The sequence below is a fragment of the Aurantiacibacter sp. D1-12 genome (assembly GCF_028858515.1).
Lineage (GTDB): Bacteria > Pseudomonadota > Alphaproteobacteria > Sphingomonadales > Sphingomonadaceae > Alteraurantiacibacter.
The window spans coordinates 540,854-566,212 of sequence record NZ_JAPJZJ010000001.1; the positions used below are offsets into that span (position 1 = coordinate 540,854).

Annotated in this window: 23 protein-coding genes; 10 read left to right on the top strand and 13 right to left on the bottom strand. The window is 59.4% G+C overall.

Features of this window, described 5'->3' with window-relative positions:
• Genes OOZ52_RS02690 through OOZ52_RS02700 form a run of 3 tightly spaced genes read left to right on the top strand, consistent with a single transcriptional unit; the run spans window position 1 to window position 2,728 of the window.
• On the top strand, window positions 1–780 hold the full coding sequence (locus OOZ52_RS02690; protein ID WP_274696934.1) for a type III pantothenate kinase: 780 nt from the start codon (window positions 1–3) through the stop codon (window positions 778–780).
• Window positions 777–2,429 carry a ribonuclease J gene (locus tag OOZ52_RS02695; protein ID WP_274696935.1) on the top strand — a complete coding sequence of 551 codons (1,653 nt, stop codon included), beginning with the start codon at window positions 777–779 and terminating at the stop codon, window positions 2,427–2,429. The genes OOZ52_RS02690 and OOZ52_RS02695 overlap by 4 nt, the downstream gene beginning before the upstream one ends.
• A gap of 8 nt (window positions 2,430–2,437) precedes the next feature.
• A complete protein-coding gene (locus OOZ52_RS02700) occupies window positions 2,438–2,728 on the top strand; it encodes a DUF1467 family protein (RefSeq protein ID WP_274696936.1) in 291 nt (96 codons plus the stop codon).
• Here OOZ52_RS02700 and OOZ52_RS02705 read toward each other — a convergent pair.
• A complete protein-coding gene (locus OOZ52_RS02705) occupies window positions 2,725–5,310 on the bottom strand; it encodes an ATPase (RefSeq protein ID WP_274696937.1) in 2,586 nt (861 codons plus the stop codon). The genes OOZ52_RS02700 and OOZ52_RS02705 overlap by 4 nt on opposite strands.
• A gap of 70 nt (window positions 5,311–5,380) precedes the next feature.
• Here OOZ52_RS02705 and OOZ52_RS02710 point away from each other — a divergent pair, with 70 nt between their 5' ends.
• The 4 genes from OOZ52_RS02710 to OOZ52_RS02725 are packed head-to-tail and all read left to right on the top strand — an operon-like array spanning window position 5,381 to window position 9,289.
• A complete protein-coding gene (locus tag OOZ52_RS02710) occupies window positions 5,381–5,683 on the top strand; it encodes an Hpt domain-containing protein (RefSeq protein WP_274696938.1) in 303 nt (100 codons plus the stop codon).
• A 49-nt stretch (window positions 5,684–5,732) separates the two neighbouring features.
• A complete protein-coding gene (locus tag OOZ52_RS02715; protein WP_274696939.1) occupies window positions 5,733–6,923 on the top strand; it encodes a hypothetical protein in 1,191 nt (396 codons plus the stop codon).
• 34 nt (window positions 6,924–6,957) lie between these two features.
• A complete protein-coding gene (locus tag OOZ52_RS02720; RefSeq protein WP_274696940.1) occupies window positions 6,958–7,920 on the top strand; it encodes a hypothetical protein in 963 nt (320 codons plus the stop codon).
• 4 nt (window positions 7,921–7,924) lie between these two features.
• Window positions 7,925–9,289 carry a sensor histidine kinase gene (locus OOZ52_RS02725; RefSeq protein WP_274696941.1) on the top strand — a complete coding sequence of 455 codons (1,365 nt, stop codon included), beginning with the start codon at window positions 7,925–7,927 and terminating at the stop codon, window positions 9,287–9,289.
• Window positions 9,290–9,339: 50 nt separating this feature from the next.
• Here the strand turns inward: OOZ52_RS02725 and OOZ52_RS02730 are convergent, their stop codons facing one another.
• Entirely contained in the window at window positions 9,340–10,626 is a 1,287-nt protein-coding gene (locus tag OOZ52_RS02730; protein WP_274696942.1) for a citrate synthase, read from the bottom strand.
• A gap of 41 nt (window positions 10,627–10,667) precedes the next feature.
• Complete coding sequence (gltX, locus tag OOZ52_RS02735) at window positions 10,668–12,101, bottom strand: glutamate--tRNA ligase (protein ID WP_274696943.1); 1,434 nt, start codon at window positions 12,099–12,101, stop codon at window positions 10,668–10,670.
• A 29-nt stretch (window positions 12,102–12,130) separates the two neighbouring features.
• Between gltX and OOZ52_RS02740 the strand changes: the two genes are divergently transcribed.
• The gene (locus tag OOZ52_RS02740) at window positions 12,131–14,311 is read left to right on the top strand and encodes a ComEC/Rec2 family competence protein (protein WP_274696944.1); all 2,181 of its coding nucleotides are present in this window, start codon (window positions 12,131–12,133) and stop codon (window positions 14,309–14,311) included.
• Window positions 14,312–14,357: 46 nt separating this feature from the next.
• Here the strand turns inward: OOZ52_RS02740 and lexA are convergent, their stop codons facing one another.
• From lexA to OOZ52_RS02790, 10 genes are all read right to left on the bottom strand, one after another.
• The gene (lexA, locus tag OOZ52_RS02745) at window positions 14,358–15,020 is read right to left on the bottom strand and encodes a transcriptional repressor LexA (RefSeq protein WP_274696945.1); all 663 of its coding nucleotides are present in this window, start codon (window positions 15,018–15,020) and stop codon (window positions 14,358–14,360) included.
• A gap of 174 nt (window positions 15,021–15,194) precedes the next feature.
• Window positions 15,195–15,692, bottom strand: a complete 498-nt coding sequence (gene moaC, locus OOZ52_RS02750; protein ID WP_274696946.1) for a cyclic pyranopterin monophosphate synthase MoaC — start codon at window positions 15,690–15,692, stop codon at window positions 15,195–15,197.
• A gap of 60 nt (window positions 15,693–15,752) precedes the next feature.
• Window positions 15,753–16,115: a DUF3597 domain-containing protein gene (locus OOZ52_RS02755; RefSeq protein WP_274696947.1), complete on the bottom strand. Its 363-nt coding sequence runs from the start codon at window positions 16,113–16,115 to the stop codon at window positions 15,753–15,755.
• An 84-nt stretch (window positions 16,116–16,199) separates the two neighbouring features.
• The gene (gene trpC / locus OOZ52_RS02760; RefSeq protein ID WP_274696948.1) at window positions 16,200–16,988 is read right to left on the bottom strand and encodes an indole-3-glycerol phosphate synthase TrpC; all 789 of its coding nucleotides are present in this window, start codon (window positions 16,986–16,988) and stop codon (window positions 16,200–16,202) included.
• Window positions 16,988–17,983 (bottom strand): anthranilate phosphoribosyltransferase, encoded by a 996-nt coding sequence (gene trpD, locus OOZ52_RS02765; RefSeq protein WP_274696949.1) that lies wholly within the window; start codon window positions 17,981–17,983, stop codon window positions 16,988–16,990. Before trpD ends, trpC begins: the two co-directional genes overlap by 1 nt.
• The gene (locus OOZ52_RS02770; RefSeq protein ID WP_274696950.1) at window positions 17,980–18,594 is read right to left on the bottom strand and encodes an anthranilate synthase component II; all 615 of its coding nucleotides are present in this window, start codon (window positions 18,592–18,594) and stop codon (window positions 17,980–17,982) included. The genes trpD and OOZ52_RS02770 overlap by 4 nt, the downstream gene beginning before the upstream one ends.
• A 48-nt stretch (window positions 18,595–18,642) precedes the next feature.
• On the bottom strand, window positions 18,643–19,596 hold the full coding sequence (pip, locus tag OOZ52_RS02775; RefSeq protein ID WP_274696951.1) for a prolyl aminopeptidase: 954 nt from the start codon (window positions 19,594–19,596) through the stop codon (window positions 18,643–18,645).
• Window positions 19,593–20,381, bottom strand: a complete 789-nt coding sequence (locus OOZ52_RS02780; RefSeq protein ID WP_274696952.1) for a phosphodiester glycosidase family protein — start codon at window positions 20,379–20,381, stop codon at window positions 19,593–19,595. Before OOZ52_RS02780 ends, pip begins: the two co-directional genes overlap by 4 nt.
• Complete coding sequence (trpE, locus tag OOZ52_RS02785) at window positions 20,378–21,877, bottom strand: anthranilate synthase component I (protein WP_274696953.1); 1,500 nt, start codon at window positions 21,875–21,877, stop codon at window positions 20,378–20,380. The genes OOZ52_RS02780 and trpE overlap by 4 nt, the downstream gene beginning before the upstream one ends.
• Window positions 21,878–21,906: 29 nt before the next feature.
• Window positions 21,907–23,850: a peptidylprolyl isomerase gene (locus OOZ52_RS02790; protein ID WP_274696954.1), complete on the bottom strand. Its 1,944-nt coding sequence runs from the start codon at window positions 23,848–23,850 to the stop codon at window positions 21,907–21,909.
• A 236-nt stretch (window positions 23,851–24,086) separates the two neighbouring features.
• On the opposite strand from OOZ52_RS02790, the gene tpiA reads away from it, so the two are divergent.
• Window positions 24,087–24,845 carry a triose-phosphate isomerase gene (gene tpiA / locus OOZ52_RS02795; protein WP_274696955.1) on the top strand — a complete coding sequence of 253 codons (759 nt, stop codon included), beginning with the start codon at window positions 24,087–24,089 and terminating at the stop codon, window positions 24,843–24,845.
• Window positions 24,846–24,938: 93 nt separating this feature from the next.
• Window positions 24,939–25,313: a preprotein translocase subunit SecG gene (gene secG / locus OOZ52_RS02800; protein WP_274696956.1), complete on the top strand. Its 375-nt coding sequence runs from the start codon at window positions 24,939–24,941 to the stop codon at window positions 25,311–25,313.
• The last annotated feature ends 46 nt before the right edge of the window (window positions 25,314–25,359 follow it).

Consider the following 25,359-nt stretch of genomic DNA (forward strand, 5'->3'; position numbering starts at 1 on the left):
ATGCTGCTCGCAGCCGATGTCGGAAATACCAATGTGGTCTTTGCCCTGTTTGAAGGGACAGACATTCGCGCCCGCTGGCGGATAGCTACTGACGGTAGGCGCACGGGTGATGAATATGCTGTGTGGTTGCTGCAATTGCTCGCCATCGAGGGGATCGAGCGCAGCGCCATTACCCGCATCATCTTCTCCTCCGTGGTGCCGCGCGCCGATCACAATCTCACCGTCTTGGCCAAGAAGTATTTCGGCATTGATCCGCTGTTTGCTGGGCAGGGGGCCGCAGCGTGGGACTTCGAAATCGACGTCGATCAGCCGCACACGCTGGGTGCTGACCGCGCGCTCAACTGCATTGCCGCGCATGAGCTCGTTGGCGGGGACATGATCGTGGTCGATTTCGGCACCGCCACAAAGTTTGAAGCGGTCGATTTCAACGGGGCGTACAAGGGCGGAATAATCGCGCCGGGGATCAACCTCTCGCTCGATGCACTGGTGGGCAAGACCGCCAAACTGCCTCGTATCGCAATCAGGGCGCCGGAAACCGACAGTGTTATCGGGCGCAATACCGAAGACCAGATGCTGATCGGCGTATTCTGGGGCTACGTCGCGATGATGGAAGGGCTGATCGAAAAGATGCGGGCCGAATTTGGTCGTCCGGTCAAAGTCGTTGCCACCGGCGGCCTTGCCATCCTGTTCGACAAGAAGACCGATATTTTTGACGTGATTGACGCAGACCTGACCATTCGCGGCCTGCAAATCCTGGCGGATCGCGCGCAACCGGAATGAAGAAAGACTACACTCCGCAAGACGAACTGCTGTTTCTCGCGCTCGGTGGCTCGGGCGAGATCGGCATGAACGTCAATCTCTACGGCTGTCAGGGCAAGTGGCTGATGGTCGATCTCGGTATGAGTTTCGGCAGCAACGAATACCCGGGTACCGAGCTAATGTTTGCCGATCCCGAATTCATTGAAGACCGCGCAGACCAACTGCTCGGAATCGTGCTGACCCACGGGCATGAGGACCATATCGGCGCGATCCCCTATTTCGCTGCTGACCTGAACGTGCCGCTCTACGCCACGCCGTTTACTGCGGAGCTGATCCGGCGGAAGCTGGAAGAGGCGGGACTCACCCAAAGTGTAACGCTCAATGTCATCGACGATGACCACGGCAGCTTCGATCTTGGCCCGTTCAACATCACCTACCTGCCGCTGGCGCACTCGATTGCGGAGGGCAACGCGCTTCTGATCGAGACGCCGCATGGCACGGTGTTCCACACAGGCGATTGGAAGCTGGACGAGGAGCCGATTATCGGTGAGCCAACCACCGAGGAAGAACTCACCGAAATCGGCGATGATGGCGTGCTCGCTCTCGTCTGCGACAGTACCAACGTGTTCAACCCGGTCCCTTCGGGCAGCGAAGGAGCGGTCTATCGCGGCTTGCTGGAAGAGGTGCAGAAACATCAGGGCAAGCGGGTGCTTGTCACCACCTTCGCTTCCAATGTTGCACGGCTCCAGACTCTTGGCGATGTAGCGAAGGAAACCGGACGCCAGCTTTGCGTTGCAGGGCGCTCACTCGATCGCATCATCGCTGTGTCGCAAGCTAACGGATACTTGCAGGACTTCCCCGAGCCGGTGAATTTTGACCGCGCGATGGATCTTCCGCCGGGTGATGTTCTGATTCTCGCGACAGGCGGGCAGGGAGAGCCTCGTGCTGCGCTCAGCCGTATCGCGGAGGACAACCATCCGCTCGGACTTGATGAAGGCGATGTCGTCTTGTTCTCGAGCCGGGTCATTCCGGGGAACGAGCTTTCTATCGGCCGTGTGCAGAACATGCTTGCAGAGCGTGGCATTGTAATGGTCACCGACCGGCAGAGCGAAATCCATGTTTCAGGCCATCCCGGGCGGCCGGAGCTCGAGGCGCTTTATGGCTGGTTGCGGCCCGATATCCTTGTGCCTGTGCATGGCGAAGTGCGTCATATGCAGGAGCAGGCGCGCCTTGGTGCTGCAAATGCCATCCCCCACAATGTGTTCCAGAAGAACGGCGATATCATTCGCTTGGCTCCCGGTGCGCCGGAGAAGTTAGCCGAGGTCCGTACCGGGCGCCTCGTGCTTGATGGAGACGTGATTGTTCCGGCAGATGGCGATGCAGTGACGATGCGACGCCGCCTGTCACGCGATGGTATGCTGATTGTCATGCTGGACGGGAAAGGCGGTGTAGTGATCGAGGGGATTGGTCTGCCGCTAGATGAAGACTACGACGCCTTTATCGAAGAAGCACAGGCCGATGTTGTCCAGGCACTCATGAAGCTGCGCAAAGGTCGCCGCGATGATCGCGATGCCATTCTTGAGGCTGCACGCCTTGCCGCACGTCGTGCGGCACAGCGCTGGAGTGGGAAGAAGCCACAAACGCGCGTGATTTTGATGGATAGTGAATAGGTTACGGCGTGCAGATCACATCGATTATTGCAATATACTTCCTCTTTTGGGTCATGAGCGCTTTTGTTCTTCTGCCCTTCGGTGTGCAGACTTCGGACGAGGCCGGGATCGCAAAAGTCCCAGGGCAGGCCGATAGTGCTCCCGCCAATTTCCAACCGTGGAAGGTGGTAAGGCGCGCGACAGTACTCGCAGCCATCCTGTGCGGCCTCTACGTCGCCAACTACATCAACGGATGGGTCACGGTGGACGATATCAACATCTTCGGCACACCGCCGGGGTTTGAGGAAGCGGCGAGCTAGTCCCGCAGGCGATCGATTGCCTGTGCAAGCGCAACGTAGAGCTTGCCGTGATCGCTCGAGAGCAGGGTAACCGCCAAAGCATTGCCGTCACGGGTGGAGAGCACTTCGCGTAGCATTGCCTCGAAATCATGGATGAAGCGGTTCACCGTTTCGCGGAACTCGCTGTCTTCGTTGTAGATATCGACCACAGCTCGGGTGTCCGGCTTGTCGAGCAGGCGTACCGCCCGGCGGGTAAAGATGCCTCGGTCACCCTTCAGGTAATGCGCCCACTGGGTATCTGAGACTTCGTTGTCAAATGCCTTCGAAATGTCGATGGATGAAGAATTCAGCGCCTCTGTGATCAGCGCCATGCGGCGTGAGAAGTCGCTGTCGACTTTCTCCTCCGCGCGTTCTTTCGCATAGGCGATGCGCTGTTCAAGGTTGCCGGTCAGTTCGTTGAGCTTGGCGAGTTGGTTGCGCAGTGTAATCGCGGTGTCGCGACCATTCTCGGAAGCGCGCGAGATTGCAGCTTCAAGCTCGCTGATCGTACTGGCTGCTTCTGCCTTGATCGCTTCTGCAACCTTGTCACGGCTTTCAGCCGCAATCTTGGCGGCGATCTCGTCCAGCACGGCACTCTGGTTGGTGCGTAGATCCTCAAGCGCGGCATTTGATGAATTGGAAAGCAGCTCCAACGCCTCGCGCAACTCGGAGCCCGTCCGCTCTGCCAGTGTATCGCTTTCCTGTGAAAGTGTCCTGATCTGCTCTTCCATCGCGCGAAGATGTTCTACCGAGGTAGAGCCGCTTTCGCGCGCCTGTTCGATGTGACCGTAGAGCGTTGCGCTGCGCGTTTCGGCATCTTCGATCAGGCCATGCAGCCGGGTGGCTTCATTGGCGAAGTTGGACAGTCGTGCCTCTGCCTGACTGACCGCTTCGGACAACGCACCTTCGGAATGTTCCGCGCTTGCGCGGATGATTTCCAGCAAACGGACACTGTCATCCGTCACCTTGGCAACGAAACTGCTGCTTTCTTCAAGCGTGGCGCGGCTGTTTTGCAACCTGTCGGACAGCAACTGGGTCGCTTCATTCAGGGCATTGCCTGTGTCTTCCCCCTGCGAGGACAGTTCGGCAAGCTTCTGGTCGAGCGCACCCAATCGCGTAGCCAGCGCATCGCCGCGATCGGCGAGGCCGGCAATGTGTGCGTTGTGCTCTTCCTGCCGCGCGGCGATCCGCTCGTCGAGATTGGTAAGCCGTGCTTCCAAGGCTGCGGCCTCGGCTTCCTGCTGCTCGGCAAGTTCACCGCGACGACGTTCCATATCGCTATCGAATGCGGCGATAGAGGCGGCCGTGTGGTTGTCGATCCGCTCGGCTTCTTCAGAAAGAGAAGCGAGGCGATTGCGCGCATTTTCCATTGCCGCTTCGTCTACGCGGGTGATCTCGCCAATGGCTTCGGCCATGCGCGTTTCCAGAGCGGAAATTGCCTCGCTCCAGGTACGGGCGGCTTCCTCGCGCCCTTCGCCCATGGCGCTGAGCAGACGGTTGCCTTCTTCGGTCACTTCCGCGATGCGGCTGCGCATTGCGGCAAGAGCTTCCTCTTCCATTTCCTGCTGCGCATTGGTCTGGGTGGTAAGTTGAAGGGAAAGTTCTTCCGATCGCTTCTGAATCGTTGCAAAGGCTGCATCTTCGGATTCGACAAGGTCTGCGCGGAAGGCATCGCTGACATCACGCAGTCGGCGGAAGCGTGCCTGAGTGACTTCTCCAATCGAGGCAACCTGGCGGTCGAACGCCTCAAGAGTTGACGTCACGGCGTCATTGACCTGCGACACATGGCCTTGGCCCAGTTCGCCAAACTGGTTCAGCCTGTCAAAGGCCTCGACCAGAGATGCAACCTGCGTCTGCGCGACATTGCCGGCATTCCCGATCTGATTGCTCATATCGCGGGCGGCAGATGTCAGCACCGGCAACTGGTCACGCAGGCTTTCCATATTGCCCAGCGCGGTTTCGCTCACACCGCTAATCGATTCGAGTTGTGTACTGTTATCGTGGATCAGCGACTGCAGCTGGTTCGCGTTGGTGGAAAGCCTTTCGGTCGCAACGCGGCCAAGAGATTCAAGATCGCGCGATTGTGAGGCGATGAATTCGCGCGCCAGGCTCAGCTCGCGATTGACCACGACAAGGCGCGATTCGAGCTCGGCAGATTCTTCCGAAAGCGTGCGGGCAACATTTCCGAAACGCACCGCTTCGCTGCGGCTGTTGCGCATGGCGAGCAACCATAGGCCGATGATCAGCAGAACGGGCATCGACCATGCGACAATCCATTCCGACCACTGTTGAGCTGTAGCCGCGGCGAGCATCTCGGCTTGGTGAACCCAACCGAAGAATGCTGTCCAGACCAAGGCAGCAAGAACCGCCAGAGTGGGTACGACCCAGCCAAACCGCGATGGCTGATAGGCAGCCTCATAGTCCACATCGGTCAGAAACGGCTCGTGCTGAGCTTCTTCCGACAGCTCAACATCGGCGGCGTCTTCCTGGATAACAGTCTGATCCTCAAGGGTTTCAGGCTGCTCATTGTCCTCTACGGACATCAAAGGGCGGCGTCTGGTCATGTAACATACCTAACACACCCTTAATCAGTTGAAACCCCAAGTTAACAGGTTCTCCGCTATCCGCGCCGCCATGGCCTATGCGCACGGTGATTTCGAAATGGCTTTGACAGCCGCTGCAGGGGAGGATCTTGCCCTCCTGGCAGAGCTGCGTACGAGCTTTGTCGAAAGCATGAGGGCGCAGCTCGATCTGCTGAGCCGGTCGCGGTGTGACGCGAACTGGAACATGGCAGCACAACGCATGCGCGGCCTGGGCATGAGCTTTCATGCCAGTGAGTTGGTGAAACTCGCCGATGAAGCGTTAGACGGCGCCCCGGGCGACCCGGCAGTTCTCCGCAAACTGGATGCCCTGATCGAGGGTTTTTCCTCAGAGTGACACAATGCCCGCTTGGCAGTGCGCCAACGGCTCCCTAGCTTGCCCCTTCGTGTCCATTCGCAAGGGAAGCACCAATATCGTGCGAGCCGCACTGATCAGTCTACCGCAGCCTGGGGAGAGGGAGCAGCCCAGCATTGCAGGCAAGTCCATAGCGCAGCGACAGCTGCTGTTTGCGCGCGAATGCGGGTGCACAGCGGTGATCGCCTTTGGAGGCGGTGCATCGGATCAGGCGATTGCTCTGCGCCACGCGGCTGAAAAGGCGGGTATGCGCTATCAGGTGATCTCCAATGCTCACGCTTTGCCCGGTGCGATCAAAGACGAAGACAGCCTGCTTGTTCTGCAACCGGGAATGCTTCCCGAGGCGCGTCAGGCGCTCGACTTGCTCCGGTCAGAAGGTGATCGCATGCTTGTTGTGTCGGCAGGGCCAGGAACCTCTGCGGGTTTTGAACGGATCGATCTGGATCGCGCATGGGGCGGGGCCCTGACCATGCCCGGCGCATGGCTCGGTCGACTGACCGGGCTGCCGGAAGATACTGCTCCACATGCCGCCTTGCTTCGGATCGCGCTTCAGCAACGCTTACCCGAAGCGCGCATTTCTGAAGACTTGCTCGATGACGGGCGCTGGATGGTGGTTGCCGATGATGCAACTGCGCAGAAGCGCGAGACGGGGTGGATGCGATCGCATCTAGGTGAAAGCTCGCCCGCTTCGCCTTCGCGCTGGTCCGCCACACAGATTGTCAGCCGGGCTGGCAGTTGGCTCCTTGATCGGGCGTGGGCTAAACCAGCGATCCTGGGGCTTGCCGCCTCTTTTCTTGGCGGTGCGATTACGGCTGCGATCTACGAGATGCCGGTACTCAGCTTTGCCTTGGCGGCTTTGAGTGCGCCAACGCTGGAAGCGTTCCTGGCGCTATCTTGCCTTTCGGTCGCGCCGTTCGGAAAGGTGAAGCGTTGGCCATTCATGCGTCGGGCCATTGATGCGACCATTCTGGCGAGTGGCTTCATTATTATTGACAGTCTGTGGTATCGTGCTGCTTTTCCACCATTTGTTCTGGTAGCTGCACTGCTGCTACTGGACCGTGGCAAAGTACGGTCCGCAGTCGAACCGTTCCATGATCGGGCGCTGGTTGCGGGCGGCTTGGCGGTGCTTTCGGCCTTTATTGCGCCAGAGGTTGCGTTGATGCTCGTCGCAACACTCGTTTTGGCTGCGAAACTGGTGCCTGACACTGTAGAAAGCGGCTAACGCGGAATTAACGCTGTTGGGCTATGCCGCACGCATGAGCGAGCAAGATCAGTCCGGTGCAACGCCAGAGGCGGTTGAAGCAACCCTGCGGCAAGAGTTGGCGCATGGCGATGTGGTCATCGCGACCGCCAAGCCCATTCTACGGCATTTGCTGGCCAACGTTGACCAGGCGCTTTTCAGTGACGAGGTGACCGCAACGATCCGCGGCATGATGCGTGACCTGGCACGGCAAATGCTGTTCCATCTCGCTGAAGTTAGCGATGGAGGCAGCGATCGCGCTGCATTTGCAGAACAATATCAGAATGATCTGTCGATCGATCTGCTCGATCATGCAGAGTTCCTGGCCCATGCGCACGCCATCACAATCGAGGCGCATATCGCAACGCGCCTGAGCCAACGCAGCGGGATCGACCCCGTGCTCTCCCCGCTCTTGCAGGAACTTGCGGCCTCGAACGATGAAATCGTTGCCGCCGAAGCGATGAACGTGCTCGCAGCACAGGCGCGCTTCATGCAGCAACAGCGCCGCATGGAGCTGCCGCTAACGGAATTGCCAGTAGAATTGTTCGAACGCGCAATGCAAGTGTTCGACGACTTCTGCGTAAGGCACGCTATGTCAGGCGCATCGGCTGTACATGCCATGCGCAACAAGCACGACCCAGAACAGCGCCGTGTCGCACGGATCAAAAGACTGGTGTCCAGCATGCAGCACAATGCCAAACGTGCGCTGGAAGTGGACCATGCAGGTCTCTCAATATTCGTCACCGCTCTTGGAATGGCTTCGGAACAGGCCCGCGAGACTGCAATCCTGTCGCTTGGCGAGAACCAGTGCGCGCGCCTTGCTATCGGTCTGCGCGCGGCGGGGTTGGGCCAGAGTGCCGTCGAGGAGCAATTTCTGTTCCTCCACCCGGAAATCACCTTGCCCGAGGGATTCGACGCGCTCCACACAGATCGTGCCATCGCCATCTTGAGCGAAGCGCGTATCGAAGGCATCCAGTGACCTGATGACGTCCGCCCACATCATTTCCGCCCGCGCGCGCACCGATGCTGATGATCGCTTGATCGAGGCAGAGGAGCCTCTGGCAAGCTTCCACCTGCGCTCCGGTGGAGAACTGCCGGGTCCGATCGTCACGCCTGCGTTGCTCGATCTGGTACGCAAGGCCCGTAAGACCGGCAAGCGCATGTCTCGGGCCATTCGTGCGCAGGACTCGCTCGAACAGATCTCCGCATGGGCGGAGGTGGTTCCGGGTAAGGCTGGTACAATCATTACAATCAGCACGTGGGAAGCAGAGGATGTTGTCCAGACCACCGGTGCCGAGGAAAGGGCAGGGCATCTTGCCCTTGTTCGCCACCTTTCGGGCCTGACCGCGCGACTGGACACAAAGCAGAACCTCCTCACGGTGGACTGGACCGCGCGGGACATGGACGAACTGGGCGAGGCCATGATGGCGGGTGTCGGGCAACCGTGGACCGACTTTGCGGGACCGGAAGGATCGAACCATCGGCAGCCTTTGCATTGGCGACTGCTGGACGGTGCTCTGGTGCAGGTTGCCGGCAGTAGTCGGGAATGGGCCGCGCAACTTGTTCCGCTGGGTCACGCCGAACCGGGCAGCGAGGGTTTCGAGCTCTACCTGGTGCCGGACCGTCCGCTGGAAGAGGCGCCCGCCAAGGAGTCGCGGCGCCCTGACCGTAGTGCGGGTATTGGCAGGGAAATCGCTCCCGTTCTGCGTCAGCCGGTTAGCCGGATTATCGCCAACGCGGAAACCATCCGCACTCAGCTCGCGGGGCCGCTAGCGGACGAATACAGCAACTACGCCGCTGACATCGCTTCCGCAGGAGAGCATTTGCTCGCGCTAATCGACGATCTGACCACACTGGAAATGGTCGAAGACGAAGACTTTGCACCTGCTCCGGACAATATCGACCTTGCCGATGTTGCACGCCGTGCAGCCGGTATTCTTGGCGTTCGTGCGAAAGAGCGCGGCATCGTGCTCGATGCACCGAAGGACGGTGAAAGCGTGCCCGCCATAGGTGAATTTCGGCGAACCCTGCAGGTTCTGCTCAACCTGGTCGGCAACGCGATCCGCTATTCGCCTGAAGGCGGACAGGTATGGATCCGTGTCGAGGAAGTCGATGGGCGCGCGCGCGCTATCGTCGCGGATCAGGGCGAAGGCCTCGATGAAGATCAACAGGCGAAGGTGTTTGCCAAGTTCGAACGGCTAGGGCGCCAGGGAGATGGGGGGTCGGGCCTAGGCCTTTACATCTCGCGCCGCCTGGCCCGCGCCATGAATGGCGATCTGACTGTCGAGAGTGCCAAGGGGCAGGGTGCCCGCTTCACGCTGGAAATCCCGGCCGATCCTGACACATAAGAAAAACCCCCGCCGAAGCGAGGGTTTTCCTATTAGAGTATGATCGGGTCTCAGCGTTCGCTGACCGGCACGTAATCGCGCTGCGTCGGCCCGGTGTAGAGCTGACGCGGGCGACCGATAACCTGACCGGGATCGGAGATCATTTCGTTCCACTGCGCGACCCAACCCACGGTGCGGGCAAGGGCGAACAGCGCGGTGAACATGGTGGTCGGGAAACCAATCGCTGACAGGATGATGCCCGAATAGAAATCCACGTTCGGGAACAGCTTCTTCTCCTGGAAATACGGATCGTTGAGGGCGATCTCTTCCAGCTGAAGTGCGGTTTCGAACACCGGGTCTTTCACCTGCAGCGCATCGAACACTTCGCGCACAGTCTTCTGCATCACCGTCGCGCGCGGATCGTAATTCTTGTACACACGGTGGCCGAAGCCCATCAGGCGGAACGGATCGTTCTTGTCCTTTGCACGCTCGATGTAGTGCGGGATGCGATCGGGCGTACCGATTTCACGCAGCATGTTGAGCGCCGCTTCGTTGGCACCGCCATGTGCCGGGCCCCAAAGGCAGGCAATACCCGCAGAGATACAGGCAAACGGGTTTGCGCCCGACGAACCGGCGAGGCGCACAGTCGAGGTCGAAGCGTTCTGTTCGTGATCGGCATGGAGGATAAAGATCCGGTCCATTGCCTTCTCGACCGCCGGGATCACCTCGTACTCTTCTGCCGGCACACCAAAGGTCATGCGCAGGAAGTTGCCCGTGTAACTGAGTGAGTTATCCGGCTGCATGAAGGGCTGGCCAACAGCATACTTATATGCCCAGGCCGCAATGGTCGGCATCTTGGCAATCAGGCGGTGGCTCGAAATTGTGCGGTGCTCGGGGTCCGAAATATCGGTGCTGTCATGATAAAACGCCGAGAGTGCGCCTACCACGCCGCACATGATCGCCATCGGGTGGGCATCACGGCGGAAGCCCTGATAGAACTGCCGCATCTGATCGTGCAGCATAGTGTGATAGGTGATCGTCTGAGTGAAATCGTCCAACTCCGCCTGATTGGGAAGTTCACCGTTCAGCAGCAGATAGCTGACTTCCATGAAGCTGGAGTGCTCGGCAAGCTGGCCAATCGGATAGCCGCGGTGGAGCAGAACGCCTTCGTTACCGTCGATAAAGGTCAGCGCGCTTTCGCAGCTTGCGGTGCTCTTGTAACCAGGATCAAAGGTGAACTTGCCCGTCTGTCCGTACAATTTGCGAATGTCGATGACATCCGGGCCAACGCTGCCTTCCAGTGTCGGGAAGGTGTGCGTGTCGCCACCAATATTCAGTTCCGCCTGCTTGTCAGCCAAAGGGCTTCTCCTTCAAAAATCACACTTCTGGACGGCTTGGTTCAAGCCGCACCCTGCGCGTCGATGCGCGCCAGGCTCTCCTCCCGTCCGAGAAGGACCAGTACGTCAAAAATTCCGGGCGATGTTGTCGTCCCTGTCAATGCCGCGCGAAGCGGCTGTGCAAGTTTGCCAAGGCCAAGGCCCAGCTCCTCCGCATAGGCCTTCAGATTGGCCTCCAACGCCTCGATTGTCCAGTCCGTTTCTGCCTGCAACCGGCCCGAAATCGAAGAAAGTAGGCTACGCGACTCGTCTGTGAGCAGGCCGGCAGCTTTCTCGTCCATTTCGAGAGGGCGCTGCTTGAACAGGAAGGCTGCTCCGGCAGCCAACTCGTTCATATCGCGAGCGCGCGTTTTCAATACTGGCATCGCTTCGGTCAGCAGGGCTTCGTCAGCATGATCGCCAATCAGCTTGGCAGCCATCGTGGCGAGGCGCGCATCATCGGCTTTGCGGATGTAATTGCCGTTCATATTGAGAAGCTTCTTCATATCGAAGCGGCTCGGCCCCTTGTTGACCGCACTGACATCGAAAAGGCTGATAGCCTCTTCCATGCTGAACTCTTCCTGGTCACCATGGCCCCAGCCAAGGCGTAGCAGGTAATTGAACAGCGCTTCGGGCAGAATTCCCATGTCTCGATAGTCGCGCACGCCGAGCGCGCCGTGACGCTTGGAAAGCTTGGCCCCGTCATTGCCGTGAATGAGGGGTACGTGCGCGTATGTCGGTTCTTCCCAGCCTTGCTCCACACCCTGCATGGCACGAATTACCTGAATCTGGCGGAACGCGTTGTTGAGATGGTCATCACCACGAATGATGTGGGTGCAGCCCATGTCCATGTCGTCGACCACGACTGCGAGCATGTAGGTCGGCGTGCCATCGGCGCGAAGCAAGATGAAGTCGTCGATCTCATTGTTCTTGACCGTGACACGGCCCTGGACAGCGTCGTCAATCGCGGTCTCGCCCTCGGTCTCGGACTTGATGCGGATCGTGTAGGGAGCACCTTCGGGCGCTTCTGAGGGATCACGGTCACGCCAGCGACCGTCATAGCGCATCGGCTGCTTGTTGGCGCGCTGCTGCTCGCGCATCTCGGCAAGCTCTTCAGGGGTAGCGAAGCACTTGTACGCGCGGCCAGCGGCCAGCAGCTTCTCGGCAACTTCGGCATGGCGATCGGCACGCGTGCTCTGGAAGACAGGCTCGTCATCGAATTCGAGGCCCAGCCAGCCAAGTCCGTCAAAAATGACGTCTATGGCTTCCTGCGTGCTGCGTTTCTTGTCGGTGTCTTCGATACGTAGCAGCGCTTTGCCGCCAAAGTGGCGCGCATAGAGCCAGCTAAACAGGCCCGTGCGGGCATTGCCGATATGCAAAAAACCGGTCGGACTAGGCGCAAACCGCGTCACCACAGGGCGATCATTGCCAACATTTAATCCGGTTGCGCTTGCCATAAACCGTTGTTTCCTGTCCTGTAATCCTCATGGCAACGCGGCAGCCGCCTTTGGTTCCGCTGGGGGAAGACGGGAGCGATGCTGCGCCGCAGCAGACGCCTTGGCGAAAGCGTGCCTCTTTGTCCAGCGCGGCGGACGTTATCGAGCGATTTCTAGGGCGCGCCGGATTCGACCGCGGCCCGTGGATGGCGGTGGCTATGGCTGCGGGGATCGGTGCGTGGTTTGTCCTGCCCAATGCGGCGAGCTGGGTGGCCTGCATTGGGTTCGGCTTGCTAGTCGCACTGGCTGGCATCGCGAAATGGCGGCATCGGGATGACCGGGTGCATGTGGTAAGCGCTCTCGCTGCAGTGGGACTGCTTTTTGCCTTTGGCACCGGACTGATCTGGGCACGCTCCGAAATGGTGGGTGCGCAGGCCTTCGACCGCCCGATGTTCGAAGAAATTGAGGGACGCATTCTGGAGCGGATCGAGCAACCCGCGCTCGACAGGGTGCGGCTCGTGCTTGCAATCAGGGCGCCGGAAACGGACGACCCAGCAAAGATCCGCGTGAACGTGCCGCTTGAGGATGCGCGGGAAGCGATGGCCGAGGGAGCACTCATTCGCGCCAATGTGCGGTTGATGCCACCTGCAGCACCGATGCTGCCCGGAGGATACAACTTCGCCCGAGCCGCGTGGTTCGATGGTCTTTCTGCCACAGGCAGCGTTCAGGGCAAGATCGAGGTTCTCGAAGAGTCGGTCGGAGAGAACGCACCCATCGCCCGATTGCAACGCATGTTGTCCGGCCATGTACGCGGCGAATTGGATGGCTCGGCAGGAAGTATCGCAGCGGCATTTGCCAGCGGAGATCGCGGAGGGATTTCCGAAGCCGATGAAGACGCTATGCGCGATGCTGGACTGACCCACTTGTTGTCCATAAGCGGCTTGCATGTGAGTGCGGTGATCGCTGCCGGATATCTGCTTGCTATCAAATTGCTGGCGCTCTGGCCCTGGTTCACTTTGCGCATGAGGTTGCCCGTTGTCGCCGCCGGGATTGCGGCCCTGGCGGGCATTGGTTACACTCTGCTGACGGGAGCGGAGGTTCCAACGGTGCGCAGCTGTATCGCCGCGCTACTTGTCTTGGTCGCGCTGGCTCTAGGCAGAGAGCCTCTGTCTCTCCGTATGGTCGCGATTGCGGCGATGGCGGTGATGCTCGTCTGGCCCGAGAGCCTTGTCGGACCAAGTTTCCAGATGAGCTTTGCCGCCGTGATTGCCATTGTCGCGCTTCACAATGCTGAACCGGTGAAGCAGTTTCTGGCCCCGCGAGAGGAAGGGCGCCTCGCGTGGCTAAGCAGGCGGACAATGATGCTGTTGGTCACTGGCCTCGTCATCGAGATCGCGCTCATGCCGATTGTGCTGTTCCACTTCCATCGGGCAGGGGTCTACGGCGCGCTGGCCAATGTGATTGCCATACCGCTGGTGACCTTCATTTCGATGCCACTGATCGCCATCGCATTGCTCTTCGACGTGATAGGACTGGGAGCACCGTTTTGGTGGTTGGCAGGCAAGTCGCTCGACCTGCTGATCGGCATTGCCCATTTCACTGCGAACCAACCGGGTGCAGTTAAACTGATCCCGCAAATGACCTTGGGCACTGTACTGCTCTTTGTGGCTGGAGGCTTGTGGCTTGGGCTGTGGCGGGGAACGGCGCGGTTGCTAGGCTTTGTCCCTGTCGGGCTCGGTGTAACTGCGTTAGCGCTTACGCCCATTCCTGATGTTCTGATCTCAAGCGATGGCAGGCACGTTGGAATAACGGGGGAGGATGACCGCTTGCTGGTCCTGCGCGATACGCGGAGCAGCTTTACCCGCGACAACCTGCTCGAATTGGCAGGAGTAGAAGGTGAACCATTGCCTATCGCCGAATGGCCGGGAGCCGAATGCTCCCCGGACTTTTGCGCGATCACCGTCAACAGAGGCGGGCGAGACTGGCATATCCTGATGAGCCGCAGCCGCGATATCGTGGCCGAGAGGGCCTTGGCCGCAGCATGCGAACGCGCGGATATCGTAGTTTCAGATCGTTGGCTTCCTCGTAGCTGTGCACCGCGTTGGCTCAAGGCCGATGGAAGGATGCTATCGGAGACCGGCGGACTTTCGGTAAACCTTGCCGATCAGACTTACCGGAGCGTTGCGGCGAGCGAAGGCCAGCATGGTTGGTGGCGGGGGCGAAGCGACTAGCGCCTCAGCCCCCACATTCGCGTCGAGGCAATCAGTGTCGATGTGATCAGTGATAGCGGCGCAGGAGACCTGCAAGCTTGCCCTGAACTTCCACCTGGCTATCAGCATAGACCTGCGGGTCGTAGGAGGCGTTGGCCGGATCGAGGCGGATATTGCCGCCATCGTGGAAGAGGTACTTCAGCGTCGCTTCCTCGCCATTCACCAGCGCGACCACGATATCGCCATCGCGCGCAGTGTTCGATTTCTTCACAAGCGCGAAGTCACCATCAAAGATGCCTGCTTCGATCATCGAGTCGCCGGAAACTTCGAGCGCATAGTGCTCACCCGAGCCAAGCAAGGCGGCGGGGACTGGCAACGTCTGACTGTCTTCCAGGGCCTCGATCGGAACACCTGCCGCGATTCGCCCGTGCAGCGGGATCTCGATCACGTCGTTTGCTGCTTCGGGTTGCTTAACGGGAGGCGTCGTTGCCTTGGCAACCGGATCGTTCGCCACGTTCTCCGGCATCTTGACCACTTCAAGTGCGCGCGCACGATTGGGCAGACGGCGGATAAAGCCGCGCTCTTCCAGAGCTGAAATCAGGCGATGCACGCCGGACTTGCTCTTCAGGTCGAGCGCTTCCTTCATTTCTTCAAAACTGGGGGAGATGCCCGATTCTTCGAGCCGTCGGTTGATGAATAGCAGCAGTTCGTGTTGCTTCGCGGTCAACATGTGCCTGTTCCTCACTCAAATGTTCCATTTCGGGAACGAATAAAGAACAATTATGAAACAGATTCGCTTAAGTCAAGCGATACCGCCATTTTGGAGGAGATAGATTGCGACTCTCTCGTTGGCGAAGAGCGTATAGCAATCCATTGCTGAAGTGTCGGAAGGCGCGCTGAAAGATCACCGCGCTTGGGAAACAGTGGGGGGCATATCCGCAGTCCATTCGCCACTCTTGCCGCCTGTCTTGCTGATGAGCCGCACTTGCTCGATCACCATGCCCTTTTCCAACGCCTTGGCCATGTCGTAGATTGTGAGGAGAGCAATTGATGCTGCCGTGAGCGCTTCCATCTCGACGCCTGTCTTGCCGGTAAGCGATGCACGCGCAGTTACGCGAATAAAGCTGTCTTCAAAGGTAAACCCGACAGTGACACTGTCCAGCGCGAGCGGGTGGCACAGCGGGATGAGTTCGCCGGTCTTCTTCGCTGCCATAATCCCGGCGAGACGCGCCGTGGCCAGAACATCGCCCTTGGGTCCACTGCCATCGCGAACGGCCTGCAGTGTTGCGGGTGACATTGAGATCCGTCCCTCGGCAACGGCCTCTCGTGCGGTCTGTGCTTTGCCGCCCACATCCACCATGCGCGCGGCCCCTTGCTCATCCAGATGGCTCAAAGAAGTCATGCCGGGCGATCTATCGCAGATCACCCGGCATGTCAGTATGCTTAAAATTTCAGAGCGAACTTAGTCGCGAAGGGAAGGGGGTACCTTGCCACCTGCTTCGGCGATCTTGGACATCAGCTGCTTGTGCAGCCAGATGTTTTCCTCGGCCTTGCCCGAGTAATCGGTGTCGCCCAGTTCGGTCGCCAGTTCCTTGCGGTTTTCGTAGCTGGGATCGATGCCAACCAGCGTCATCAGGTCAACGATCGACGTACGCCAATTGAGCTTGTCCGCGCCTTCCTTCGCATCAAGCGATGCCTCTACATCGACTTCGCTGACCGAATCGGCACTCTTACGGCCAAACGGGGTTGCACCTGGCTTTGCGTTCTTTTCTTCGGTTTCGTCGTCACCGAAAATGGCGTTCTTAATCGTGCTGAAAATACCCATATGAAATTCCTCCAAAGTTAAAGTCCGATCTGAAGTGACCATACACGATTTCAACGGGTGACAAGCAGAAAGGTTCTGTAAAATTCAGTTTCCTAGCAGCGATCGCGTTGCTGAAGTGACATCGGTTTGCCTCATCAGGCTTTCCCCCACCAGGAAGCACCGCACACCACATTTGCTGAGGCGGGTACAATCGCCATGCGTCGCGATGCCGCTTTCGCCGACCAGAAGGCTGCCTTCGGGAGCTAGCGGTACAAGGCGTTCCGTCGTCGCCAGATCTGTGGTGAAGGTTTTGAGATTGCGGTTGTTGACGCCGATCAGCCGGGACGAAAGGTGCGTTCCGGCCCGCTCCATCTCCTCCTCATCATGGACCTCGACAAGCACATCCATACCCCGATCCAGAGCAGCGGCTTCGATCTCTGCCATCTGAACGTTGTCGAGCGCAGCCACAATGATCAGGATAGCATCCGCCCCTATCGCGCGGCTTTCTGCAACTTGCCACGGATCAACCATGAAATCCTTGCGCAAAACAGGAAGCTCACAGCTGGCACGCGCTTCGATCAAGTAATCCTCGTGACCCTGAAAATACCTGGCATCGGTTAGGACGGACAAACACGCCGCGCCGCCAGCTGCGTAGTCCATTGCATGCTGGTGAGGGCGGAAATCGGCTCGGATAAGACCTTTGGACGGGCTCGCCTTTTTGATCTCGGCGATCAGACCGAAGCCCTTTTGTGCCTTGCGTTCGAGGGCGGCTTTGAAGCCGCGAGGTGCGCTAGCCTCCTCCGCGCGCCGGTCACAATCTTCCAGCGTGTGAAAGCCCTTGCGCGCCGCCACTTCTTCCCGCTTGAAGGCGCAAATCTCTTCGAGTTTGTTCATTACCGGGCCGTATTGATCCAGCAGTCGAGGAGGGCCTTGGCGAGACCCTTGTCAATCGCTTCTGCAGCCTCTTCCACGCCATCGCTCCAGCTTTTGACTTCGCCCGCTACGATCAGCGCGCCGGCCGCGTTGAACAGCACGGCATCGCGGTATGGGCCTTTCTCGCCCAGCAACAGCGCCATTAGCGCCTTGGCATTAAAATGAGCATCACCGCCGCGAATGTCTTTGACCGAAGCGCGGGGAAGGCCAGCATCATCGGCATCGACACGGCGCATGCGCACTTCGCGCCCAAAAATGTCGGCGACTTCGTTGCCTTGGTCGAGGCTGAGCTCATCAAGACCTTCGTCCCCCGAAACGATAAAACTGCGCTCTGTGCCAAGCCGCGCCATCGCCTCTGCGTAGATCGGAACATAGGCCGGGCGGGCAATGCCAATGAGCTGGCGGCGCACGCGTGCAGGATTGGCGAGCGGCCCCATGAGATTGAAGATCGTGCGTTTGCCAAGCTTCTTCCGGATAGGAGCCATGTGTTTAAGTGCAGGGTGGTGATGCTGGGCAAACAGGAAACAGATGCCGATTTCGGAGAGTGTCTTCTCGGCTGTGCGCCCGGCGGCTTCCATGTCGAGCCCCAGAGCCTCAAGCGTGTCTGCGGCACCGGACTTGGAGCTCGCCGCGCGATTACCGTGTTTCGCCACAGGCACGCCGCACGCCGCGACTACGAGAGAGACGGCAGTCGAGACATTGAGCGTGTGGTGCCCGTCACCGCCTGTTCCGCACACGTCGATGGCATTGTCCGGCGCTTCAATCGGTATCACGCGATCGCGCATGGCGCGGGCGGCCCCGGCAATTTCAGTGGAGACTTCGCCACGATCCGAAAGGTCGGATAGGAAACGCTCGATATCCGCATCGCTCGTTTCGCCATCCAGCATGGCGCTGAAGGCGGCTTCAGCCTCGGCTTCGGTCAGCGGCACGTCGGTTGCGGGCAGGGACGTGGTCATGCTGGCAACGTCGAATCGATGCCGCAAATGCCAAGGAAATTGGCGAGCAGCTTGTGGCCATGTTCTGTCGCAATGCTTTCCGGATGGAACTGCACACCATGGATTGGCAGCTCCTTGTGGCGGAAGCCCATTACGCTGCTGCCGTCCAGCCCGGGTGTCTCGCTCGTCGCATTGACATGCAGGCAGTCGGGAATGTTCTCGACAATCAGCGAATGATAGCGCGTGGCCATGAAGGGCGAGGGCACGTCTGCGAAGACTCCGCTTCCGTCGTGCGTCACGGGCGAGGTCTTGCCGTGCATCAGACCGCCACGCGTTACCGTTCCGCCAAAGTGCTGCCCAATGGATTGGTGACCGAGACATACTCCGAGAAGCGGCATCTGCGCATCGGCACAGGCAGCGACAAGATCAAGCGAAATGCCCGCTTCATTGGGTGTGCACGGACCGGGAGAGATCAGAATGCCTTTCGCACCGCGAGACAGGGCTTCAGCCGCGCTCAAGGCATCATTGCGCTCAACAACAACATTCGCACCCAGCTCCATCAGGTAATGGACCAGGTTGAAGGTGAAGCTGTCGTAATTGTCGACAACGAGAATGTCGGGGGGCGTGCTCATGAATGTGCCTTTGCCTGACGCGCGGATGCAATCAAGCGTCTAGTTCCTTTACTTTCCCGTCAGTTCGTCGGTCGCGCGGACAAGACCGTCGGTTATACCCGGCTCCATCGCGCTGTGACCGGCATCGTCGACGATGCGCAGGTCGACCTCCGGCCAGGCCTTCTTGAGCTCCCAAGCCGAGACCGGCGGACAGCAGATGTCATGGCGGCCCTGCACGATAATACCCGGTATGCCTTTGAGCTTGTCCGCATTCGCCAGCAGCTGGCCTTCTTCCATGAAGAAGTCTTCGAGGAAGAATTTGGCGCAAATGCGGGCAAAGGGCACTGCCTTGGAAGGATCCGCGAAGCTTGCGAGCAGATCGGGGTTGGGCAGCAGCGTAGCCACTGTGCCTTCCCAAAGCGACCACTGCTCCGCAGCTGCGAGCCGGGTAGCTTCATCATCGCTGGTCAGCCGGTCATAGTAAGAGCGCACCAAATCGCCGCGCTCGCTTTCGGGGATAAGGCCGATGAACGAATCCCACTGTTCGGCCATGATCTCGCTGGCGCCGCACTTGTAGAGCCACGCTTTTTCCTTCTGGCGGCCAAGGAAGATCCCACGCAGGACAAGCTCGCTCACCCGCTCGGGGTACTTCTGCGCATAGGCGAGAGCGAGAGTCGAACCCCAGCTACCGCCAAAAACCTGCCATGTCTCGAAGCCGCACATTTCGCGCAGCTTCTCCATGTCTTCCACAATGCGCCAGGTGTCGTTGTTGTCGATCTCAGCAAAGGGAAGTGACTTCCCGCAGCCGCGCTGGTCGAACAGCAGCACGTCATAAAGCGCCGGGTCCCATTGGCCGCGCAGCGTCGGACTGACCCCGCCACCTGGTCCGCCGTGGAGCATCACCGCAGGCTTGGCGCCTCTGGTGCCCACGCGCTCCCAGTACAGCGAGTGGCCTTCGCCAACGTCGAGCATGCCGCTCTCGAATGGTTCGGTAATCGGATAGTGCTGGCGATATTCGCTCATGAAGCGTCCTCTTGCATGGTGACGACAATTAGTGGGCCGATGGGCTGCCCGGTATCAAGCCGCCCGTCAGCCGGGTCCCACATCTGCGATACGGTCCCGTCTAGATAGAGTGCATTGCGCACGTTCAACACATCGCGGAAGTAACGGGCGAGCTTGCCGAAACTCACAGGTGCCTCGCTCATCACGAAGTGCGCGCGGCCAAAGCCGTCCACGCCCACTGCATTGCGGATGCGAAGCGATGTCCCGTCCGGATTGATCTGCGGGTGCAGTTCTCCGTTCACAACAAGCATCGGGCCGGATTGCGTCGCGAAATAGGGGCGCTCGCCACGCTCGGCAAAACTATCGGTATCCATCACATCCCAGGGTCCGGTCGGGCTTTCGCCGAAGAACACCCCGTTCGGGAGCAGATGGAAATTGCCAGGGCCTTCGTTCTGGTTGAGCACGGTCAATCGATGGCCGTGCTCGACAAAGTATCCGATAGGCATGCCATCATCATCGAACATGCCGCCGTTGGTCGCAAACACGATGGGTGGCGTTTCAAAGGCACGGTCGCTCTCCGAAAGCGCCCTCAGCGAGCGGAACGGGGCATCCTCGCCCTCTGCCCGCAGGTCCATGTCGATAGCGTGTTGCGCCGGGTCGGCGGTGCATTGCGTAAACGGCACTTCCTCGAACATGACCGGTGAGCAGATCGACGTAAGGTCTTCGGCCGCATCGCGTTCAAAGTGGATGTCGCAACCGGTCAGGGCCGCTATCAAGGCTAGTGAAAGCAGGGTGCGCCCGTTCACTGGCCGAATTCCGGTTCGCTGGCGATGTGCATCGCCTCCTTTGCAGCCGCGATCAGGGCGCCTGCCTTGTGGCGGCACTCCTCGGCCTCGTAGGCTGGATCGCTGTCGGCAACGATGCCCGCACCCGCCTGAACGTGCATCACACCGTCTTTGACCACAGCGGTGCGAAGTACGATGCAACTGTCAACCGACCCGTCGGGCGCGAAATAGCCAACGCCGCCAGCATAGGCGCCGCGCGTCTCGGGCTCGAGTTCGGCGATGACCTCGCAGGCGCGAATCTTGGGGGCACCGCTGACCGTGCCCGCCGGAAAACCTGCAAACATGGCGTCGAGCGCATCCTTGTCATCGGCAAGTTGCCCTACGACATTGCTGACAATGTGCATGACGTGGCTGTACCGCTCTATAGTAAAACTGTCGGTCACGGTCACGGTGTTACCTGCTGCCACGCGGCCAACATCGTTGCGCCCCAGGTCGAGCAGCATGAGGTGTTCAGCGCATTCCTTGGGGTCAGCCAGAAGTGATTTTTCGTTCAACCGATCTTCACTTTCCGATGCCCCACGAGGGCGGGTGCCGGCAATCGGGCGGATGGTAACTTCCCCGTCGCGCACACGGACCAGAATTTCCGGGCTGGAGCCGACAACGGCAAAGCCGGGCATGTCGAGGAAGTAGAGGAAGGGTGAGGGGTTCACCCGCCGCAATGCACGATAGAGTGCGATGGGTGGCAAGGGGAAGGGGCAGGTGAAGCGCTGGGCCAGCACAACCTGGAAAATGTCTCCCGCGGTGATGTACTCCTTCGCGCGCAGCACCATGTCGGCATAAGTGGCATCGTCCAGAACAGGCGTGAGTCCCGCTACCGGAGGAGCATCCAGCCGAGAGGCGTCAGGGACTTTCTCGCCGAGCTTTCGCAGGGCTTCGTCAATCCGTTCTGCTGCCCGTTCGACCTTGCCCGCCGGCTCACCCTCATCAGCCCAAAGAGGGGCGATTACAAAGAGCGCATCTGTAAGTCGGTCAAAAACCAGTACCAGCGCCGGGCGGGCGAACAGCATGTCGGGCACTTGCAGCGTGCTCTGCGGCGCACGCGGGAGCTTCTCGACAAGGCCAATCGTCTCGTACCCGAAGTAACCGACGAGACAGGCGAGGGCCGGTGGCAGTTCTTTCGGAACATCGATCCGGCATGACTGCGCGAGTGCGCGCAACTCCTGCATCGCGTTACCATCCATCTTGTCGAAGGCAGCACGGTCATGCCGCCAGTTGCGATTGACTTCGGCCGCATCCCCGGTAGCGCGAAAGATCAGGTCGGGATCGAGCCCCAGCAACGAATAACGTCCGCGTATTTCGCCACCTTCGACCGACTCCAGCAGGAAGTCCCCGCGACCTTCTTCAATCAGCTTGAGTGCGCCGCCGATTGGAGTCTCTGTATCCGCAACCACACGCCGCCAGATGAGCGTGTTACGGCCCTCTGAAAGCGCAGCCCGCGCTTCTGGCGCATTGTTCAATCCCGCGGCCAGATCGGCCTCCTGTTCGCTCAGGGTGCTGTGGTATTTCCGGTCAGCAGATCGCGAACCGCGTTGATACCGTCCTCATTCCGCTCGATCTCGATCGCGCGCTGTGCCGCCTCGACAAACTGTTCGACGTATTCCTCTCCCATTGCGGCAGAGAGCTGCGCAGCCGTGTTCGCAATAAATTGCTGACCTTCTTCGTCCGAAAGCTCGGCCGTTTCGATCTCGTTCAGCTGGACAACAAACCAGCTGCTGGTCTCGTTCACCGAAACGCGCTCGGTCGTCCCTTCGGCCATCGAGAAGAAGAGGATTGTTGCGCGATTTACCTGGCCCGACGCAGCGAGTTCCTGCCGGTTAAGGCGCAGTGTTGTCGGCGCATCGATCGAGGCATCTTCCTCTGCCACAGCGGCGGCAAGCGAAGCTCCGCCTTCAACGCGGTCGAGCACCCGGCGTGCCGCTGCAGCCGCGCCTGCCATGCCTTGCTCACGTCGCCATGCCGCGGTGACTTCATTGCGGATCTCGGCGAGCGGTGCAGCCGCGCTGCGGGTGATCTGACCAACATCGAAAATCATGTAGACAGTGCCCGCCACGATTTCTGTAATCTGCGGCTCCTGCTCGTTAATCTGGAATGCAAAGTTGACGACGCGCGCCAGTTCCTCTGGAGGAGTGGCCGGCTGCCCGTACACCTGGCCGTTGGCCAGCAATGGCGGTGTTGTCTCAATCTCGACCCCAAGTTCTTCAGCGGCCTGTGCCAATGTCTTGCCGCGAGCGAATTCGTTCTCGAACCGCTCGGTCAGCTCGTTCATAGCTTCGCGACGACGCTCCTGCGTCAGCGTTTCGCGAATCTCGTCGCTCGCCTGTGCCAGCGACCGCGCAGGCACTTCCTCGACATTCGTCACACGCAACACGTACCAGCCAAGTGATCCGCGAACCGGCCCGACAAGGCCATTGGCAGGAGCATCAAATGCAGCTTCTGCCACGGCTTCCGAGGCCGTCGTTGCAAAGTCAGGCTGCTCGACATCGCTTACAGTCGTTGTGGCGAGGCCTTTCGACGTAGCCGAAGCATTGAGCGACATGCCGCCGTTCACTTCATCAATCACGGCCTGGGCCGCAGCCTGCGTAGGGACGACAAGCTGGGTGAAGCTGCGGCGCTCTGTCGCGCGATAGAGCACGGCGTCGGCCTCATAACGGGCAGCGATCTGCTCATCGGTCACAGCCGGCAATTCGCCCAGCGCGCTATCATCAAAAGTGGCATAGCGAATGGTCCGGCGTTCCGGTCGGATATATGCTGCCTGATTGGCCGCATAGTATTCCTGCAATTGCGCATCGCTCGGGCCCTCTGCCGGCGCAAATGCCTCTGCCGGGAAACGAACGGCCGTGCCGATGCGCGTTTCGTTGAGCAGTTGGGCATAGGTACGCGCGAAGCTTTCCGGCATGCGGGTCTGGTAAGAGAGCGGTACTACCGTCTGGCGGGCCATCAGGCTCAGCGCCAGGTCATCGCGGACGATAGCTTCCGAAAGTCCACGCTGGCGAAGCATGTTGCGGAACAGTTCCGGGTCGAATTCGCCGCCTGCGCCCCGGAAGCTCGGTTCGTTGGTGATTTCGCTATTTACCAGCGTGCGTCCGGCACGAAGGCCCAGCAATTCGCCAAATTCGGCAATCGCACTACGACTGATCAACTGTTCGATCACATCTGCCAATCCGCCCTGTTCGATGAAAGCTGGCATCGAAAGTGTGGGATTGTTCTGGCGAGCCTGCTCCAGAGCGTTGTTGGCATTCTGTGCAAGTTCGGATGTCGAGATCGTGCGATCACCCACAACTGCAACGCGGTCACCACCCGCAACCCCGCCAAACGTACTGTTGTTGGCCACATCCGAGCTGGCAAAGGCAACCGCGATCAGGCCTAGAAATGCCAGCGTCACAATGATGCCAACCTTGGATTTGAAGAAGCTGCGGAAAAGCTGGAGCATGAAGATCAATTCTGTTGTGGCCGGAGCCAGTGGAAATTGGAGGTCAAGTGCCTCTTTGCAATACGAGTGGCGGCTTTATCGCGGCTGCGACTATGCCGCAACAGGCTCGATATGCTTTCCCGCAATGTGTAAAAGCAGCTTTGACAAGCAGGCAGGGTGGCGATAGCGCGGTTTGACATTACATAAGGCGGTAAGCGCTTCCGTCTGTTACAATTACTTGAAATATCGGATTATTAATGAGCAACCGTCCTTACATCGTCGGCAATTGGAAGATGCACGGCACCCGTGCAATGCTGGCCGAAGCTCGGGCAATTGACCGTGCTGCTGAACGACTCATCAAGGTTGAAGTAGCGGTCGCTCCGCCATTCACCCTGATTCACGCCACTCGCAAGGAAGCGGAACTGATCGGCATTGGCGCGCAGGATTGCCATCCCGCAGAAGGCGGCGCGCATACCGGTGACATCTCGGCGGCAATGGCAAAGGATGCTGGCGCCAGCTTCACTATCGTTGGCCATAGTGAGCGGCGTGCCGATCACGGCGAAAGCAACACTCTGGTCAAGCAAAAGGCCGAAGCTGCAATCGAAGCCGGAATGGGCGTGATTGTCTGCGTTGGCGAAACACTGGATGATCGCGAAGCCGGAAAGGCAGAAGCCACCGTCGGACGTCAACTCAAGGGTTCGCTGCCCGAGGGTGAAGGCGTCGCCGAACAGGTCACAGTTGCCTATGAGCCTGTCTGGGCTATCGGCACGGGCAAGACCCCTACGCCTGAAGACATCGTGGCTATGCACAAGCATATCCGTGCAAAGCTTGTTGAAGTCTATGGAGAAGACGGAGCGGCCATCCGCATCCTTTACGGGGGTTCCGTGAAGCCCGAAAATGCCGCCGAGATCCTCTCGGGTAAAGAGGTGGGCGGCGCGCTGGTCGGGGGTGCAAGCCTGACTGCGGAGAGTTTCCTGGGCATCATTATCGCTGCGGCGGGTGATGGCGAGGAATAAGCGCCAACCGCATCTGCACTTGTGGATCGGGGCAGTGAAGACTACATGCGCCGTCCGGCACGGTGCCGCAATTGATAGACAGACTGTACTGACATGACCCTTTTTCTGTTCCTAACCGTAATCCAGGCCATTGTGGCTGCCGGCCTTGTCGGCCTTGTTCTGATGCAGAAGTCTGAAGGCGGCGGATTGGGAATCGGTGGCGGCGGAAGCCCGGGCGGTCTGATGTCCGCACGCGGCGCTGCTGACGTGCTCAGCCGCGCAACCAAGTGGTTCGCCATCATGTTTGTAGCCCTGTCGATCGTGATTGCAGCAGTTGCCATCGATGCTTCGGGCGGCGGCAATGACTTTGGCGATTCGCTCGATCGTTCGACGACAGAGGCCAGCGAAGATCCTGCCATCCCCGCAATTGGCGGTGAGGGAGATTCCGCACCAGCTGATGAGGACCCGCTGGCTGACGTCGCCGAGTAACAATTTGCCGGCCACTGCGCTGCAATACGCTAGGCTGGGGACAATC